At 75.4% G+C, this 14,888-nt stretch carries 18 protein-coding genes; 8 read left to right on the forward strand and 10 right to left on the reverse strand.

The annotated features are described in order from the left end of the window. Window positions 1–83: 83 nt before the first annotated feature. Window positions 84–764 carry a DUF6230 family protein gene (locus ACFQ8C_RS23975; RefSeq protein WP_383461103.1) on the reverse strand — a complete coding sequence of 227 codons (681 nt, stop codon included), beginning with the start codon at window positions 762–764 and terminating at the stop codon, window positions 84–86. A gap of 211 nt (window positions 765–975) precedes the next feature. On the opposite strand from ACFQ8C_RS23975, the gene ACFQ8C_RS23980 reads away from it, so the two are divergent. After that, entirely contained in the window at window positions 976–1,593 is a 618-nt protein-coding gene (locus tag ACFQ8C_RS23980) for a TetR family transcriptional regulator (RefSeq protein ID WP_383461106.1), read from the forward strand. A gap of 22 nt (window positions 1,594–1,615) precedes the next feature. Here ACFQ8C_RS23980 and lepB read toward each other — a convergent pair whose 3' ends face one another. Both lepB and ACFQ8C_RS23990 read right to left on the reverse strand, forming a co-directional pair. Beyond that, window positions 1,616–2,227: a signal peptidase I gene (gene lepB, locus ACFQ8C_RS23985; protein ID WP_383461108.1), complete on the reverse strand. Its 612-nt coding sequence runs from the start codon at window positions 2,225–2,227 to the stop codon at window positions 1,616–1,618. A gap of 115 nt (window positions 2,228–2,342) precedes the next feature. Next, a complete protein-coding gene (locus ACFQ8C_RS23990; RefSeq protein WP_383461111.1) occupies window positions 2,343–3,443 on the reverse strand; it encodes an AraC family transcriptional regulator in 1,101 nt (366 codons plus the stop codon). A gap of 203 nt (window positions 3,444–3,646) precedes the next feature. Here ACFQ8C_RS23990 and ACFQ8C_RS23995 point away from each other — a divergent pair, with 203 nt between their 5' ends. Beyond that, on the forward strand, window positions 3,647–4,066 hold the full coding sequence (locus ACFQ8C_RS23995; protein WP_383461114.1) for a Rieske (2Fe-2S) protein: 420 nt from the start codon (window positions 3,647–3,649) through the stop codon (window positions 4,064–4,066). A gap of 9 nt (window positions 4,067–4,075) precedes the next feature. Here the strand turns inward: ACFQ8C_RS23995 and ACFQ8C_RS24000 are convergent, their stop codons facing one another. Next, entirely contained in the window at window positions 4,076–4,759 is a 684-nt protein-coding gene (locus ACFQ8C_RS24000; RefSeq protein ID WP_383461116.1) for a cysteine hydrolase, read from the reverse strand. A 102-nt stretch (window positions 4,760–4,861) separates the two neighbouring features. Between ACFQ8C_RS24000 and ACFQ8C_RS24005 the strand changes: the two genes are divergently transcribed. After that, entirely contained in the window at window positions 4,862–5,329 is a 468-nt protein-coding gene (locus ACFQ8C_RS24005; protein ID WP_383461119.1) for a pyridoxamine 5'-phosphate oxidase family protein, read from the forward strand. Window positions 5,330–5,504: 175 nt separating this feature from the next. Here ACFQ8C_RS24005 and ACFQ8C_RS24010 read toward each other — a convergent pair whose 3' ends face one another. Continuing rightward, window positions 5,505–6,407, reverse strand: coding sequence for a LysR family transcriptional regulator (locus ACFQ8C_RS24010; protein ID WP_383461122.1), 903 nt, complete (start codon window positions 6,405–6,407; stop codon window positions 5,505–5,507). A 73-nt stretch (window positions 6,408–6,480) separates the two neighbouring features. Between ACFQ8C_RS24010 and ACFQ8C_RS24015 the strand changes: the two genes are divergently transcribed. Beyond that, window positions 6,481–7,473 carry a DMT family transporter gene (locus ACFQ8C_RS24015; RefSeq protein WP_383461125.1) on the forward strand — a complete coding sequence of 331 codons (993 nt, stop codon included), beginning with the start codon at window positions 6,481–6,483 and terminating at the stop codon, window positions 7,471–7,473. 145 nt (window positions 7,474–7,618) lie between these two features. Here ACFQ8C_RS24015 and ACFQ8C_RS24020 read toward each other — a convergent pair whose 3' ends face one another. Both ACFQ8C_RS24020 and ACFQ8C_RS24025 read right to left on the reverse strand, forming a co-directional pair. After that, entirely contained in the window at window positions 7,619–8,137 is a 519-nt protein-coding gene (locus ACFQ8C_RS24020; protein ID WP_383461128.1) for a DUF6924 domain-containing protein, read from the reverse strand. A gap of 52 nt (window positions 8,138–8,189) precedes the next feature. Continuing rightward, a complete protein-coding gene (locus ACFQ8C_RS24025) occupies window positions 8,190–9,524 on the reverse strand; it encodes an aminotransferase class I/II-fold pyridoxal phosphate-dependent enzyme (protein ID WP_383461131.1) in 1,335 nt (444 codons plus the stop codon). 49 nt (window positions 9,525–9,573) lie between these two features. Between ACFQ8C_RS24025 and ACFQ8C_RS24030 the strand changes: the two genes are divergently transcribed. Both ACFQ8C_RS24030 and ACFQ8C_RS24035 read left to right on the forward strand, forming a co-directional pair. Then, complete coding sequence (locus ACFQ8C_RS24030) at window positions 9,574–10,293, forward strand: pyridoxamine 5'-phosphate oxidase family protein (RefSeq protein ID WP_383461134.1); 720 nt, start codon at window positions 9,574–9,576, stop codon at window positions 10,291–10,293. Between the two features lie 10 nt (window positions 10,294–10,303). After that, window positions 10,304–10,951, forward strand: a complete 648-nt coding sequence (locus ACFQ8C_RS24035; protein ID WP_383461137.1) for an FMN-binding negative transcriptional regulator — start codon at window positions 10,304–10,306, stop codon at window positions 10,949–10,951. A gap of 26 nt (window positions 10,952–10,977) precedes the next feature. Here ACFQ8C_RS24035 and ACFQ8C_RS24040 read toward each other — a convergent pair whose 3' ends face one another. The 3 genes from ACFQ8C_RS24040 to ACFQ8C_RS24050 form a co-directional block, all read right to left on the reverse strand. Next, window positions 10,978–12,006, reverse strand: a complete 1,029-nt coding sequence (locus ACFQ8C_RS24040; RefSeq protein ID WP_383461139.1) for a DMT family transporter — start codon at window positions 12,004–12,006, stop codon at window positions 10,978–10,980. A gap of 199 nt (window positions 12,007–12,205) precedes the next feature. Next, the gene (locus ACFQ8C_RS24045; RefSeq protein ID WP_383461142.1) at window positions 12,206–13,216 is read right to left on the reverse strand and encodes a DMT family transporter; all 1,011 of its coding nucleotides are present in this window, start codon (window positions 13,214–13,216) and stop codon (window positions 12,206–12,208) included. 91 nt (window positions 13,217–13,307) lie between these two features. Further along, on the reverse strand, window positions 13,308–13,925 hold the full coding sequence (locus ACFQ8C_RS24050; RefSeq protein WP_383461144.1) for a Clp protease N-terminal domain-containing protein: 618 nt from the start codon (window positions 13,923–13,925) through the stop codon (window positions 13,308–13,310). Between the two features lie 195 nt (window positions 13,926–14,120). Here ACFQ8C_RS24050 and ACFQ8C_RS24055 point away from each other — a divergent pair, with 195 nt between their 5' ends. After that, complete coding sequence (locus tag ACFQ8C_RS24055; protein ID WP_383461147.1) at window positions 14,121–14,342, forward strand: hypothetical protein; 222 nt, start codon at window positions 14,121–14,123, stop codon at window positions 14,340–14,342. Between the two features lie 70 nt (window positions 14,343–14,412). After that, window positions 14,413–14,841 carry an SRPBCC family protein gene (locus tag ACFQ8C_RS24060; protein ID WP_383461149.1) on the forward strand — a complete coding sequence of 143 codons (429 nt, stop codon included), beginning with the start codon at window positions 14,413–14,415 and terminating at the stop codon, window positions 14,839–14,841. The last annotated feature ends 47 nt before the right edge of the window (window positions 14,842–14,888 follow it).

The following is a 14,888-nucleotide window of genomic DNA, read 5'->3' on the forward strand; positions in this document are numbered from 1 at the left end:
GCCGTCCCGGTCCGGGTGGTGCGGTGGTGCGGTGGTGCGCTGGTGCGGTCGCGCGGTGGTGCTCACGCGGTGCGGAGGGGGTGTCAGCAGCCCGTGTCGCCGTGCTTGATGGCGATCGCGAGGTCCGGGAGCGTGATGGCTCCGGCGATCGTGGCACCGTTCGCGTCGGCGTTCAGGTTGCTGATGTCGGTGCGGCCACCGGTGGCGTCGAGGCCGAACTGGCCCGCGGAGCCGTCCTGGATGCCGGTGGCCTTGATGCCGGCGCCGTCGGCCGCGGCGCCGATGACGTTCGGGGTGGCGTCGCCGGCGTTCAGGGTGGCGGTCGCCGCCTTGAGCGCCTGCGCGTCGAGGATGAGCTTGTTGGCCTGGAGCCCGGCGCCGTTGACCAGCTGGTCGCTGGTGAGCGGGGTTGGGGCGGCGGGCGAGGAGATGTTGAGCGACCAGGTGCCGAGGCTGCCGATCACCGGGAGGTCGACCGACTGGGTGGCGTGGACGCAGATCCCGTCGAGACCGGCCTTGGCGATGCCGACCTGCGCGGCGCCCTTGGCGCCGCCGGCGTCGATGGTGTGCATGACCGCGCCGATGCCCTGGGGGGCCGCCACCGTCTTGGAGCTGAGGGTGAACGGCACGCTGGTCAGGGAGAGGTTCGCCGCGAGGGCGCCCTGCACCATCGCGGTGGCCATGGCCGCGACCGCCGCGCAGGCGGGGACGGCGAGGAAGGCCGATCTGCGCCAGCGGGTGACGCCTCTGGGTTCGTTCTGCACGAGGGTTCTCCAACCTTCGGTCCGCGCGGAGGGCGCGGGGCGGGGACGGGGGACGGCCGGACGTCCGGGGCCGGAGGCCGAGGACGACGGACACTCAGCTGATGCCTGTTCGAGAATTGGACACTCCAAGAAGTTGTGTCAATAGTTCGGACACTCTTCATGGATCCGTCGCCACCTCTGGCGGGTCCGGGAGCTGCTCTAGGCTGGCGCGATGGCACGCTTCAGGGAGACCGTCCGGACACTGCTGCGCGAACGCCTGCTGGACGCCGCCTTCGAGCGGGTCGCGAAGCACGGCTTCGACAAGCTGCGCATGGCGCACCTCGCCGGTGACGTGGGCGTCAGCCGACAGACCCTGTACTCCGAGTTCCCGTCCAAGGAGGCGGTCGGAGAGGCCCTGTTCCACCGCGAGCTGGAGCGCTGCCTGGTCGGCATCCAGCAGGGCCTGGACGCGCACCCGGACGACCTCCGCGCGGCCGTGGAGGCGGCCGTCGGCTTCACGCTGACGCTGGCCGGCCGCAATCCGCTCATCAAGGCGATGCTGACGAGCACCGGCGAGGGCGGCCTCCTCCCCTATCTGACGACCCGGTCGGCCGCCGCCTTCGAGCTGGCGACGGCGATGGCCGGGACCTACGTGGCGGAGACCTGGCCCTCGATCGACCCGGTCGCGCGCGAGCTGGCGGTGGACACGGCGGTCCGCCTGACGGCGAGTCATGTCGTCCAGGCCACCGCCTCCCCCGAGGAGTCGGCCCGCCGCATCGCGGACACGGCGGTACGCGTCGCCCTCAGCACCGGCACGGAGCGGCTCCCGGCGGGCACGGCACGCGCCTGAACCCGTCGCGCCGGCCGCCCTCCTACGGCGGCGGGGGACCCGCGTACTCCTCCAGGACGGGCCGGTTGCCGAGGCCCGGCGCCGCGGAGACGGGGTAGGCGCGCAGTCCGACCCGTCCCTCCACCCGGTCGATCGCGCCCCAGCCGTACTGGCGGGAGTCGTCCGAGAGATCGGGGTTGTCGCCCAGATAGAAGAAGGCGCCCTCCGGTACGGTCCGCAGCTCCGCGCGCGCCGACCGGGTGCCCTCCGCCGAGCAGCACGTGCCCGCGCGGTGGGCGCGGTCGGCCCACTGGGCCGCGACCACCCGGCGCACGGGCCCCTCGCCGCCCTCCTGGAGCAGGACCTGGAAGGGCTCCTCGCCGGTCGACGCGATCGCCACCCGGTCGCCGGGCAGGCCGATCACCCGTTTCACCATGAGGGAGTCCTGCCGGCCGCCGCGCAGCAGGACCACGTCGAAGCGGCGCACCCGCCCCTCCGAGCCCGGCGAGACGAGGATCCGGTCGCCGGGGCGCAGGGTCGGGTCCATGCTCGACCCGTCGACCCGGACGCCGAGGGCGGTGACGGCCACTCCCGCGAGCAGACAGAGCAGGGCGCCGGTCCCGAGGACGGCGCCGAGGACCCGGCCCGCCCTCACCGGGGACCGCTCCGGCCACCGTGTCGGCCGGGGCGCGGCACGGCCCCGGACCGGTCGAATTCGGTCATGGCGGGACGGTAGGCCGGGCGGCGGACGGCGGCTGTGACCGTACCGCTCAGCCTTGTTGACCGCGCGTCGACGAGGGCGGGGGTACGGAGCCGGGGGCGGCGTCGCCGTCCCGGACCCGGTAGGCGCGGGGGGTCTCGCCGGTCCAGCGGCGGAACGCCCGGTGGAAGGCGCTGGGTTCGGAGAAGCCGAGCCGCCGGGAGAGCCGCTCGATGGAGACCCGTCCCGCCGTGAGCTCCGCGATGGCGTGATCCCGCCGCACCTGGTCGCGCACCCGCTGGTACGTGGTGCCCTCCGCGGCCAGGCGACGGCGCAGGGTCTGCGGGCTGACCGAGAGCCGCTCGGCCAGCTCCTCCGGGGTGGGCACGGGCCCGGCCGGCAGCGCCCGCCCGATGAGGTGGCGCACCCGCCCGGTGGCGCTGCTCCCCCACTCCGAGCAGACCAGCATCGCGTCGGGGGCGCGGCGGAGGAAGCCCTTGAGCGCGTCCGCGTCCCTCAGGACGGGTTCGTCGAGGTCGGCGCGGTCGAAGACGGCGGCGGTGCGCCGGGCGCCGAAGACGCAGGGGGCGCCGAACAGCGGGGCGTACTCGGCGGAGTGGCGCGGCGCGGCGTGGGCGAACTCGACCCGGCGCAGGCCGATCCGGCGGCGGACGAGCCAGCCGGCGAAGCGGTGGGCGACGAGGACGGTGGCCTCGACGCCGAAGTGGAGGGGGTCGTCGTACCCGGAGACGTCGAACTCCAGCCGGGCCTCGTCGGGGCCGTCGCACTCCCCCGTCGGCGCGGCCGGTTCGACGAGCCGGAAGCCGGGCCCGCCGGGGAAGAGGGAGTAGAAGGCCCGGGCGCGGTGCAGGGCCTCGCGCAGGTCGCGGCTGCCGTGGACGACGACGTGGCCCATCATCGCGAAGGTGCCGACCCGGGTGGGCGCGCCGCCGAAGCCGATCAGCTCGTCGTCGAGGCTCGCCCAGACCAGCCGGACCAGTCGTCCGAACCGCGCGGAGGGCACGCGGTCGGGTCCGCCCGCGCCGGGCTCCGCGAGGAGTTCGGCCGGCAGTCCGGCGCGCGCGAGCAGCGGCCCGGCGTCCACCCCGCGCCGCTGGGCGCCCAGGACCACGGCCCGTACGTGATGGGCGCCGACCGACCCCGTCCGCATGCCGCCGCCTCCGTTCCGGCCGCGCCGGTCCCCGCCGGATCCTCGGCGGCTTGACACTTCACCTACTGGATGTCCAGGTTCGGACACTCTCATGCAGACTGTAAGGCAGCTGGGGGGAGTCTGTGCCGAACAGGGCGTACGTCACAGCAACTCCGTCTACCGTCGCTCCCGGAACACGCAGCGGTGCATCGAGAGGGGCAGGCATGAGCGGAGTGGCACGGCGGACCGTGGTCGCGGCCGGCGGGGCGGGACTCGCGGCGGCGGCACTGACCGCCTGCGGGGGCGGGACGAACGCGGAGGGCGACACCGGCACGGGGGGCGCGGACGGCGCTCCGGAGGGTCCGCTCGCGACGACCGGGGAGATCCCGGTGGGCGGCGGCAAGGTCCTCGCCGGCAAGGGGATCGTCATCACCCAGCCGAAGGCCGGGGAGTTCAAGGCGTTCTCGTCGAAGTGCACGCACGCGGGATGCGCGGTGAGCGAGGTGAAGGACGGCGTGATCGTCTGCCCGTGCCATCAGAGCAGGTTCGACATCTCGGACGGCAGCGTGAAGTCGGGTCCGGCGACGTCCTCGCTGCCGCCGGAGCCGATCGAGGTGAAGGGCGAGGAGATCTCCTTCGGCTGAGCCGGAGGCCTACCCCCGGCCGGCGCCGCCGGCCGCCCCCGCGGGCCCGGTGGCCGGACGCCTCGGCGCCTTCCAGGCGGCGAGCAGGTCGTCGGTGGTCGCGATGGTGGCGACGAGGGAGAGGGTGTGGCGGATCATCGCGGGGGTGTAGTCGGCCGGCACCCCCGCGATGGCGTCCTCGGGCACGACGACGGTGTAGCCCAGGTTGACCGCGTCGAAGACGGCGTTGGGCACGGCCACGTTGGCGGACACGCCGGTCACGACGAGGGTCCGGCATCCGAGGTTGCGCAGCAGCGCGTCCACGTCCGTGCCGGCCAGCGGCGACAGACCGTGCAGCCGCCGCACCACCAGGTCCTCGTCGGCCACCTGGATCGGCTCCGCGATCCGTACCGCCGAGGAGCCGCTGTACTGCTGCACGGGAAGCCGCGCCGCGGCCCGGAACAGGCGCGCGTTGCCGTTGGAGCCGCGTCCGTCGGGGCGCCGCTCGGCGACGGCGTGCACCACCTGGACGCCGGCGCCGTGGGCGGCGTCGACGAGCCGGGCCACGTTGGCCAGAGCGCCCGACTTCCGGGCGACGGCGGCGAGTTCGGGCAGGGCGCTCTCCGCGCCGACGACCCCCTGCTGGCACTCCACGGTGAGCAGCACGGCCCCGTCCGGGCGCAGCCGCTCGTCGAGTTCTTCCCTCCGGCCCATCGCTCCCCCTCGCCTCGGCGCCTCGCCGCCGCCTCTTGCACCGGCGCGGACACGCACCCATGATTTCTGACGTCTCATCAGAAATCCAGAAGGGTGCGGACGATGACCGTCGCACAGCGCCATGGCCGCCGGATCATGATGACCCCGGCGGAGCTCGACTCCTTCCTCGCCGAACAGCGCACCTGCCGGGTCGCGACCGTCTCCGCCGACGGCCGCCCCCACCTCAGCGCGCTCTGGTACGCGTGGGACGGCACCTCGCTCTGGCTCTACTCGCTGACCCGCAGCCGCCGCTGGTCCGAGCTGCGGGCCGATCCCAGGCTCTCCGTCCTGGTCGACGACGGCGAGGAGTACGGCGAGCTGCGCGGGGCCGAGCTGTCGGGGACGGCGGTCTTCGTCGGCGAGGCGCCGCGCACGGGCGAGCCGTGCCCGGAACTCGACGCGGTGGAACGCCTCTTCGCGGCCAGGAACTTCGGCCTCGACGCCATGCCGCACGACGGCCGACACGCCTGGCTCCGGCTGACCCCGGACGCGATCGCCTCCTGGGACTTCCGCAAGCTCGCGACGCTGTAGCCCACACCCGCCGCCCGGGCCCCACGGCCACGCCCGCCCGCCCGGGCCCCACGGCCCGCGCCCGGGCCCGGGCCCCACCACTCACACCCACCACCCCACCACCCCGGCACCCCGGCACCCCGGCGTCGCGGCGCCGGTACCCGCGTCCGCCCCGGCGTCGCGCCCCGCGGCGGGCTCAGCCCGCGTGCGGCCGCCCGGCCTCCCGCAGCGCCTCGACCACGGCGCGCAGGGAGGGCCGGCGGCCGGCGTCGGTGCGCCAGGTGGCGTAGATGTGCCGGCGCATCTGCTGGCGTACGGGCACGCAGACGACCCCTTCGGGGTGCGGGCGGCCGAGCCGGGGCGTCACGCACACGCCGAGTCCGGCGGCGACGAGCGCGAGCTGGGTGTGGTGCTCGCCCGCGAAGTGGGCGATGCGGGGCTCGATGCCCTGGGAGCGGAGGGTGAACATCAGCCAGTCGTGGCAGAACTCCCCCTCCGGCCAGGACACCCACTCCTCGTCGGCGAAGTCCACGAGGTCCACCGCCTCCCGCCCGGCCAGCCGGTGCCCGGCCGGCAGGGCCACGTCCGCCGAGTCGTCGAGCAGGTGGGCCCGCTCCAGCTCGCCCGGGACCGGCGCCCGCCGGTTGCTCCAGTCCAGGACGATCGCCAGGTCCGCGTCGCCGCGCAGCACCGCCCGCACCCCGTGCTCGGGCTCGAACTCGGCGGTGCGGACGCGCAGATCGGGGTGGCGGGCGCGCAGGGCGGCCAGGGCGGCGGGAAAGAGGCCGCGCGCGGCGGTCGGGAAGCCCACGAGCCGCACCTCGCCGACGACCTGGCCGCGCTGGGCCTCGATGTCGGCCTGGGCGAGCTGGACGTGGGAGAGGATCCGGGCCGCGTGCTCGGCGAGCAGCTGCCCGGCGTCGGTGAGCCGCACCCCGCGCCCGTTCTTGGCGAGGAGCCGCTGGCCCACCTCCCGCTCCAGCTTGGACAGCTGCTGGGAGACAGCGGAGGTCGTCACGTGCAGGCCGTCCGCGGCTCCGCTGACGGAGCCGTGCCGGGCGACGGCGTCGAGGGTGCGCAGGCGCTCCAAGTTCAACATGTAAGCAATGCTAAGGGAAAGGGTCGACACAATCTCGCTTGTCCTACGAGGTCGTGCCCGTCACCCTGAGTGCATGAGCCACGAAGCCGTCCCCGCCCCCACCCCCTCGCCCCTCCTCGACTGGCGGGTCCGCTTCGGCCTGCTGGCCCTGATCTGGGGCTTCAGCTTCCTGTTCATCAAGGTCGGCACGGACGGCTTCGCGCCCTTCCAGGTGACCTTCGGCCGGCTGCTCTTCGGTACGGCGGTGCTGGCCGTGGCGCTGGTGGTGAAGCGGGACCGGCTGCCGCGCGGGGCCAGGACCTGGGGTCACCTGGCGGTCGCGGCGTTCCTGCTCAACGCGCTGCCGTTCTCGCTCTTCGCGTACGCGGAGCTGACGATCCCGTCGACGCTGGCGGGGATCTGCAACGCGACGACCCCGCTGTGGGGCATGGTCCTCTCGCTGGTGGCGCTCTCGGAGGACCGTCCCACCCGGGTGCGCGCGGCGGGCCTCGGCCTCGGCTTCGTCGGCGTCCTGACGGTCCTCGGCGCGTGGCAGGGCTTCTCCGGCCTCGACGTGACGGGCACGGCGCTGGCCCTGCTGGCGTCCTTCAGCTACGCCGTCGGCTGGATCTACGTCCGCCGCACCCTGAGCGGCTCCGGCTCCTCGCACCTGTCCCTGGCGACCGCGCAGGTCGGCGTGGCCACCCTGCAACTGGCCCTCGTCACCCCGCTCTTCACCACCCTGCCCGACTCCGTCGAGCTCCTCCCGCTCCTCGCGGTGATCGCCCTCGGCGCCCTCGGCACCGGCTACGCGATGCTGCTCCAGTACGGCGTGGTCGCGGAGGTCGGCCCGACGACGGCCTCGATGGTCACGTACTTCATCCCGGTCATCGCCACGGCGGCGGGCGTGGCCTTCCTGGACGAACACCTCAGCTGGAACACCCCCGTGGGCGCCGCCGTCGTCCTCCTCGGCGCGGCCCTCACCCAGACCCGCGCCTCCCGCCGCACCCGGACCCCGGTCCCCGCCCCCGCCCACCCCGCTCCCACCCCGGCGAAGACCCCCCTCAAGACCCCGAGCCGCACCTGACCGGCCCCGGGGCCCGATCGGCCGGGCCGGTCACCCGGCCACCGTCACCCTGACCTCGACGTCCGGCGTCCGGCGTCCGGCGTCCGGCGTCCGGCGTCCGGCATCAGGCATCAGGCATCAGGCATCAGGCATCAGGCATCAGGCATCAGGCGGGACCCAGCACCCCGCTGGCCCCCGCCGCCGCCTCCTCGGCGAACTCCTCGAACCCCAGGTTGCCGAGTTCCAGGTTGGCGTGGACCCCGTGGACGGCGGACGGCGTGAGCCGGAACTCCCGCGGCGCCGGCGACTCGACGAGCTCCTGGGAGAAGTCGGGGTCGAGCGCCCTCTCGTCCTCCCCCAGCGTGTCGACGGCGAGCAGGGCCCGTACGGGCGACCCCATGGTGTGCCGGTCGGCGAGGAAGACGACGCTCGGGCCGGCGTCGTCCTCCACGGCGGCCAGCACCTCCTCCACGCTCGCCCCCGCCCAGAACGGCGCGTCGAGCACCCGGACGTCGGCATCGGCATCGGCATCGACATCGACATCACCGTCCGGCCGCCCGAGCTCCGCGAGCACCGCCCGCCACGCGGCCTCGTCGCCGAAGTCGGTCCGGACCACGAAGGCCTCCCACGCGTCCCGTCCCCGTATCGCGCGCCGCGCGTCGTCCCGCCGCTCCCGAGTCGTCATGCGGAGGACTCTTCCACACCCGTCCGACACCGCCCCGGCCCCGGGACGCCCGTCAGCCGTAGCTCCGGGCGGGGGCCGGGCCCGCCGCTCCGGCCACGGCGTCCGCCAGCGGGGCGATGTCCCGGGAGGACAGCGGGGAGACCGTCAGGCGGACGGCGGGGCCGGAGGCGATGCGGAAGCGGGCGCCGGGGGCGACCGCCCAGCCCGCGGCGAGCAGCCGCGCGACGGCGCCGGTCTCGTCGGCGACCGGCACCCAGACGTTCATGCCGCTGCGCCCGTGGGCCTCCACGCCCCGCAGGGCGAGCGCCCGGACGAGGGCGTCGCGCCGCTCCCCGTACGCGTCGGCGACGGTCTCGGGGTCGACCGCCCCCGTGGCCCACAGGTGGACGACGGCCTGCTGGAGGAGGCGGCTGACCCAGCCGGGGCCGAGGCGCTGCCGGCCGAGGACCCGGTCGACGGTCTCGGCGTCACCGGTGAACGCGGCGATGCGCAGGTCCGGCCCGTACGCCTTGGCGACCGAGCGGACGAGCGCCCAGTGGTCGGTGACCCCGGCGAGCGGCCGCAGGCGCCGGGTGACGATCCCGTGGCCGTGGTCGTCCTCGACGAGCAGCACACCGGGGTGCGCGGCGAGCACCCGTCGCAGCCGCTCCGCGCGCTCGGCGCCGAGGCAGGCGCCGGTGGGGTTCTGCGCCCGGTCGGTGACGATCACCGCGCGGACGCCGTCGCGGGTGATCGCCCGCTCGACCTGGGCCGCGACCGGTCCGTCGTCGTCGACGGCGACGGGTACGGGACGGAGTCCGAGGGCGGGCACGAGGTCGAGGAGGCTGCCCCAGCCGGGGTCCTCCACGGCGACGGCGTCGCCGGGCCTGAGGTGCGCGGCGAGGACCCGCTCGATCGCGTCGAGGGAGCCGGAGGCGACGCCGACGGGCCCGCCGGGGACCCCGTCCGCGTCGAACGCGGCGCGGGCGAGCCGCGCGAAGTCGGGGTCGAGGGGGGCCTCGCCGTACATGCCCGGCCGCACGGCGTACCGCCGCGCCGCCTCGGCGAGGGCGTCGTGAAGCGGTGGCAGCAGGGCGGGGTCGGGGTTGCCTCCGCTGATGTCCCGCACCCCCGGCGGCGCCTCGACGCGCAGCGAGCCGCGCGCGGTGGTGGCCGGCCGGGGGCGGACGCGGCTGCCGCGCCGCCCGTCCGTCTCGATGACGCCGCGCTCCCGCAGGGTCCGGTAGGCGGCGGCGACCGTGTTCGGGTTCACCCCCAGCTCGGCGGCCAACTCCCGCATGGGCGGCAGCGCCTGGCCGGGCTCCAGCGCCCCGGCCCCCACCCCCCGCTCCACGCTGGCGGCGATCTCCGATGCGCGACGACCTTCGATCCGATACTCTCCTAGCACAAACCACATTATGCACTAGTGCAATACAAGGGGCAAGGGGAGCCGAACCATGAGCAGCACCGCCACCACCAGCGCCACGGGCAGCGCCGACAGCTACACCCCCACCGACCGCACCGTGCCCACGCGCTCCCGGCAGCGCGCCTCCTACGACCGGGCACTCGTCCACGCGATCCTCGACGAGGGGTACGTCTGCCACCTCGGCTTCCTACGGGACGGCGCGCCCGTCGTGCTCCCCACCCTCTACGGCCGGATAGGCGAGCGGCTCTACGTCCACGGCTCCACCGGCTCCCGCCCGCTCCGCATGGCCGGCGTCCCGGCCCCGACCCCCGACACCGACGCCGAGACCGACACCGGCCTCCCCGTCTGCCTCACCGTCACCCACGTCGACGGCCTGGTCCTGGCCCGCTCCGCCTTCCACCACTCGCTCAACTACCGCTCGGTCGTCGTCCACGGCACCGCGCACCAGGTCACCGACCCCGAGGAGCTGCGCGCCGCGCTCGACGCGCTCGTCGACCAGGTCGTCCCCGGCCGCGCGGCCGACTCGCGGCCCGCCGACGCCAAGGAGCTCGCCGCCACCGCCGTGATCCGGCTCGACCTGGAGGAGGTCTCGGCCAAGGTCCGCGCCGGCGGCCCCAACGACGACGCCGAGGACCTGACCCTGCCGCACTGGGCGGGCGTGGTCCCGGTCGCCCCGCGCACCGGCACCCCCGTCCCGTCGGCGGACCTGGACCCGGCGATCTCCCTGCCCGCCTACCTGACCGCGCTCTGAGGGGGACGGCATGCTCATCCACCCCTGGGACGCCGCCGGCGACCCGGCCGAGTGGCAGGACTGGCTCGCCCGCCACGACTTCGGCCAGATCGCCGTCAACGGCCTGCCCGGCGAGCCGCCCCTGGTGCAGCCCGCGCACTTCCGGTACGAGACCGAGCCGGGCCCGCACGGCAGGGTGCTCACCCACCTCGCCCGCCCCAACCCGCTCTGGCGCGCCCTGGAGGCCGACCCGCGGGTGCTGCTCAGCGTCGTCGACGACTACGTGTACGTCCCCGGCCCCTGGACGGCCCCCGAGGGCGCGCCCCCCGAGCACGGGACCCCGACCTCGTACTACGCGGCCGTGCAACTGCACTGCGTCGCGCGCGTGGTGGACGACCCCGCGGAGAAGGCCGACCTGCTGAACCGGCAGGTCGGCCACTTCCAGCCGGACGGCGGGACCGCGCGGGTCGCGCCCGGCGAGGCGCCCTTCGGCCGGCTGCTCTCCGGCATCCGGGGGCTGAGCCTGGAGGTGACGGAGGTGCGCGCGAAGTTCAAGTACGGGGGCAACAAAGCGCCCGAGGTGCGGACCCGGGTCGCGGCCCGGCTCGCGGAACGGGCCGGTCCGAACGACCTCGCCGCCCGGACCCACCAACTCCGCCGCCCGGCCGCCGAAGGCTGATCCGGCGGCCGGCGCGGACGGTACCGCTACACGGCCGCGGGCCGGACGGCCCGGCGACGGCGCGCGGCCGACCGCGCCTCGGCCAGGGCCAGCCCGGTGACGGCCGCGAGCAGCAGCACGGTGCCGAGCACGGTCGTCACCGTCAGTTCCTCGTCGAGGAGGGTGACGGCGAGCAGCGCCGCGCTCACCGGCTCCAGGAGCATGATCACGGAGACGGTGGCGGCCCGGACGACCGCGGCGCCCGCGAAGTACAGCGCGTAGGCGAGGGCCGTCGGGATGGCCGCCACGTACAGCAGCAGGAGCAGCAGCCGGACCACGTCCTCGGTGTGCGGCAGCAGCCCCTCGGCCACCGCGAGGGGCAGCACGACGAGCGCCGAGACGCCGAAGGTCCACGCGGTGCCCGCGAGCGAGCCGGCGGCGCCGGCGCCGGCGCGGCCGAGCCACCGGGTCAGCAGGGTGAGGGAGGCGAATCCGCCGGCGGAGAGCACCGCGTAGCCGACACCGGCGAGCCGGACCTCCGCTCCCCCGCCGCCCAGGACGAGGACGGCGAGCCCGGCGAGGGCGCCGACGACGGCCGCGAGGCCGCCGAGGCCGAGGCGTTCGCCCATGGTGACGCGGGCGCCGACCGCGATGAGCACCGGCCCCGCCCCGAGGGTCACGACGGTCCCGACGGCGAGCCCGGTGGACTCGACGGCGGCGAAGTAGGCGGTCTGGAAGACCGCGAGTCCGACCCCGGTGCCGACGATGCGGATCAGCCGCGTCCGGCGCGTCTCGACGACGGCCGGGCCTGCGGGGGCGGCAGCGGACGCGGTGGCGGCCGTCCGGGGACGCCCCGGCCTCAGGAGCCGCAGCGCCGGGACGGCGAGGAGCAGCAGGAGCCCGCCGGCGCAGCGCCAGAAGGAGAGGGCGAGGGGGCCCATGTCGCTGTTCCGGAAGACGAGGGAGCCGGCGGCGCCGGCGGTGCCCCACGCGAGTCCGGCGACGACGAGGTAGACCAGGCTCCGCCCGACGGGCAGGGCGGGGTGCGCGGCGGTGCGGGAGTGCGGGTTCGACACGTGGTTTCTCCGTGAAGACGGTCGTCCGTGCGGACGGACCGGGGTGAAGGGTGGTCGCCTGCTCCGCGCGCGGGCGGCGACGGACCGCTCGGGGGCGAAAGGTCGCCCGCCCGAGCCCGGTCGGTCGTCTTCGGGAGGAAGGTGCCGCGCGCGCTAGGCGGCGGGCGGCGGAAGAACGGTCGCATGCATGGCCGTCACCCTACGGGGTGGGCTTTCGGCCCGACAACTCCCCCTCGCGCCCCGCCGGGAGGCCCCCGCCACCGGCTTCGCCGTCGGAGCCCGCGACCGGCCCCTCGGACGGCGCCTTGGGTGCGGTGGACTGGGCGATGAAGGCGCCGACGAGGACGAGCGCGCCGCCGGCGAGCTGCGGGGCCTCCAGGTGCTCGCCGAGCAGCACCCAGGCGAGGACGGTCGCGACGACCGCCTCCAGGCAGGCGACGACCCCGGCGACCTGCGGGGAGAGCCGGCGCACCGAGACCACGCCGGTGACGTACGCGAGGACGGTGGCGACGAGGACGATCCAGCCGAGCAGCAGCCAGGCCGGCACGGAGGTCCCGTCGAGGTCGGCGCGGCCGGCGAGCACGGACGGGTCCATGCCCCAGGGGCGGGCGACCACCGTGAGCACGAGCGCGCCGATGAGCAGTCCGTACGCGATCACCCCGAGCGGATCGGCGGGTTCGGCCTCGTCGGCGCCCTGGTCGGAGAGGACGAAGTAGCCGACCTGGCAGCAGGCGGCGGCGAGCGCCAGGAGCAGCCCGAGGAGGTCGAAGCTCAGCCCGGACCAGATCTGGACGACGCAGGCGAGACCGCCGACGGCGAGCACCACGCCCAGGGCGGCGGCGCGGGTGACCGGCCGCCGCTGGACGAAGCGGACCCAGCCGAGGACCAGTGCCGGGGCGAGGTACTCGATGAGGAGGGCGACGCCGACCGGGATCCGGGAGAGGGAGGCGAAGTAGAAGGCCTGGACGCCGGCGACGGCGAGGAGACCGAAGCCGACGAGGAGGCCGGGCTTGCGGCGCAGCAGCCCCCGGTGGCGCCAGGCCACGGGCAGCATGACGAGCGCGGCGCCGGCGACCCGGAGCCAGACGACGTGGAGCGGATCGAGTCCTGCCTCGATCAGCGGCTTGGCCGCCACTCCCGAACCACCGAATGCGAAGGCCGAGGCCAGGGCGAGTCCCAGGCCGGCGCTTCTCCCCTGAGACGCGTGCATCGGGCCATCATGACAGGACCAGGTCAGGCGTGTAACCCCCGTCGCACCTGTTGAGACGGCGCCCCCGGGAAACCCTTCCCCGCCCCGGAACTCAGCCCTCCGCCTCCCGCCCGAGAGCCCCCTCGCCCTCGCCCTCACCGTCGAGCACACCCGCCCCGGACCCGCACGGCGCGATCACCGAGGCGAGCGCCGCGGCGCGGGCACCGAGCGCGGGCGGATCGATCCCGGCGTGCCGCAGCACCTCGCCGGCCCGGCTGGAGGGGTCGGCGGCGAGCCCGGCCAGCAGGTCGAGCCCGTGGGGCTGCTCCTCGCCGCGCGCGGCGGCGCGCCGCAGCGCCTCCTCCAGGGCGGCCGCGGCGGCGGGCGACCAGCGGGAGGTGCGGCGGCGCTCCCCCTCCCCGGACCGCACGGCGGGCAGCGGGCGCGGGGCGGCCTCGCCCTCGGCGGACCGCTGCCAGCGGAGCCCGTATCCGATCGCACGCTGGACGAGGTAGCCGAGGACCCGCGCGACCCGCTCCTCGCCGTCGAAGGCGGCCCGGGCCTCCGGGTCCGACTCGACGAGGGCGTGCAGCAGGTGGGCGGTGTCGACCTGGCGGTCGCCGTCCCGCAGGGCCCGGCGGCGGGCGGCGCCGAGCACGGTGGCGAGGAGCGGCGCGGGCCCGGCGGCAGCCGGGGGCGTGAGGGGCCGGGACGGGACGGAAGGGTGCACCCTGCCACCTCATCAGCCGCGACCGCCCGGGTCATCCCACGGGAGAACCATGTCCGCGTCCCACCGGAGTCGTGCGCGTCCGCGCGCCTCCTCCTCCTCGGGGAGGAGATCCGGGCGATTTCCCCTCCGGGGCGCGCGCCGCCTTGCCTCGCGCCCCGGTTGCAACCACGGGCCGCCGCCGATCGTCCTTCCTGTGTGTTCTGGATGGTCGGTCTGCCCGCGTGCGACGGCCGGCAGTTCGTGTACCGGGTGTACGCACCCCGGGAGGCGCTGCCGGGCGATCTGTTCTGGGCCGCGTTCCACTGCCACGAGGAGGACGGCGGTCCGCGCGTCTCGGACTCCTTCGACGCGGCCGAGTTCCGGTGGATCGGCGGTACGGGTCCGGCCGCCGCAGAACTGACGGTTCATCAGTATTGAATGTTCACGCCCCTCCGGCTACGTTCCGCGACACCAGAACCCAGCGGGCACGCGTGAAGGGGTGGTCGTCATGGCCGAAGTCACCGCGGAGGCACGGATCGAGGCACCGGCCGGGAAGGTGTGGGAACGCCTCACCGACTTCGGCTCGTACGGAGAGTGGAACGCCACCCACACCAACTTCCCCGGCGGCGGCCCGGAGACCCTGGCCGCCGGGTCCACCTTCACCGAGAACATGAAGCTCATGGGCTTCCCGGCCGAGGTGCTGTGGACCGTCGAGGAGCTGGAGGACGGCCGGGTCCTCGCCATCCGCGGCAAGGGCCCGATGGGGGTGATCGTCGGCACCCGCTACTCCCTCGCGGACGAGGGCGCGGCGACCACGGTCCGCATCGACGGCGAGTTCACCGGCGCGGCGGTCTCGCTGATGGCCGGGAAGCTGAAGGACTCGGCGACGGCGGCGCTGAACGAGTCGCTGCGCAAGCTCGCCGGCCTGGTCGCCTGAGCGCACGGACAGCGGGCAGGGCCCCTCGGTGGCGTGTGCCACCGAGG

Origin of the sequence: Streptomyces sp. NPDC056503 (assembly GCF_042794995.1) — a bacterium.
Lineage (GTDB): Bacteria > Actinomycetota > Actinomycetes > Streptomycetales > Streptomycetaceae > Streptomyces.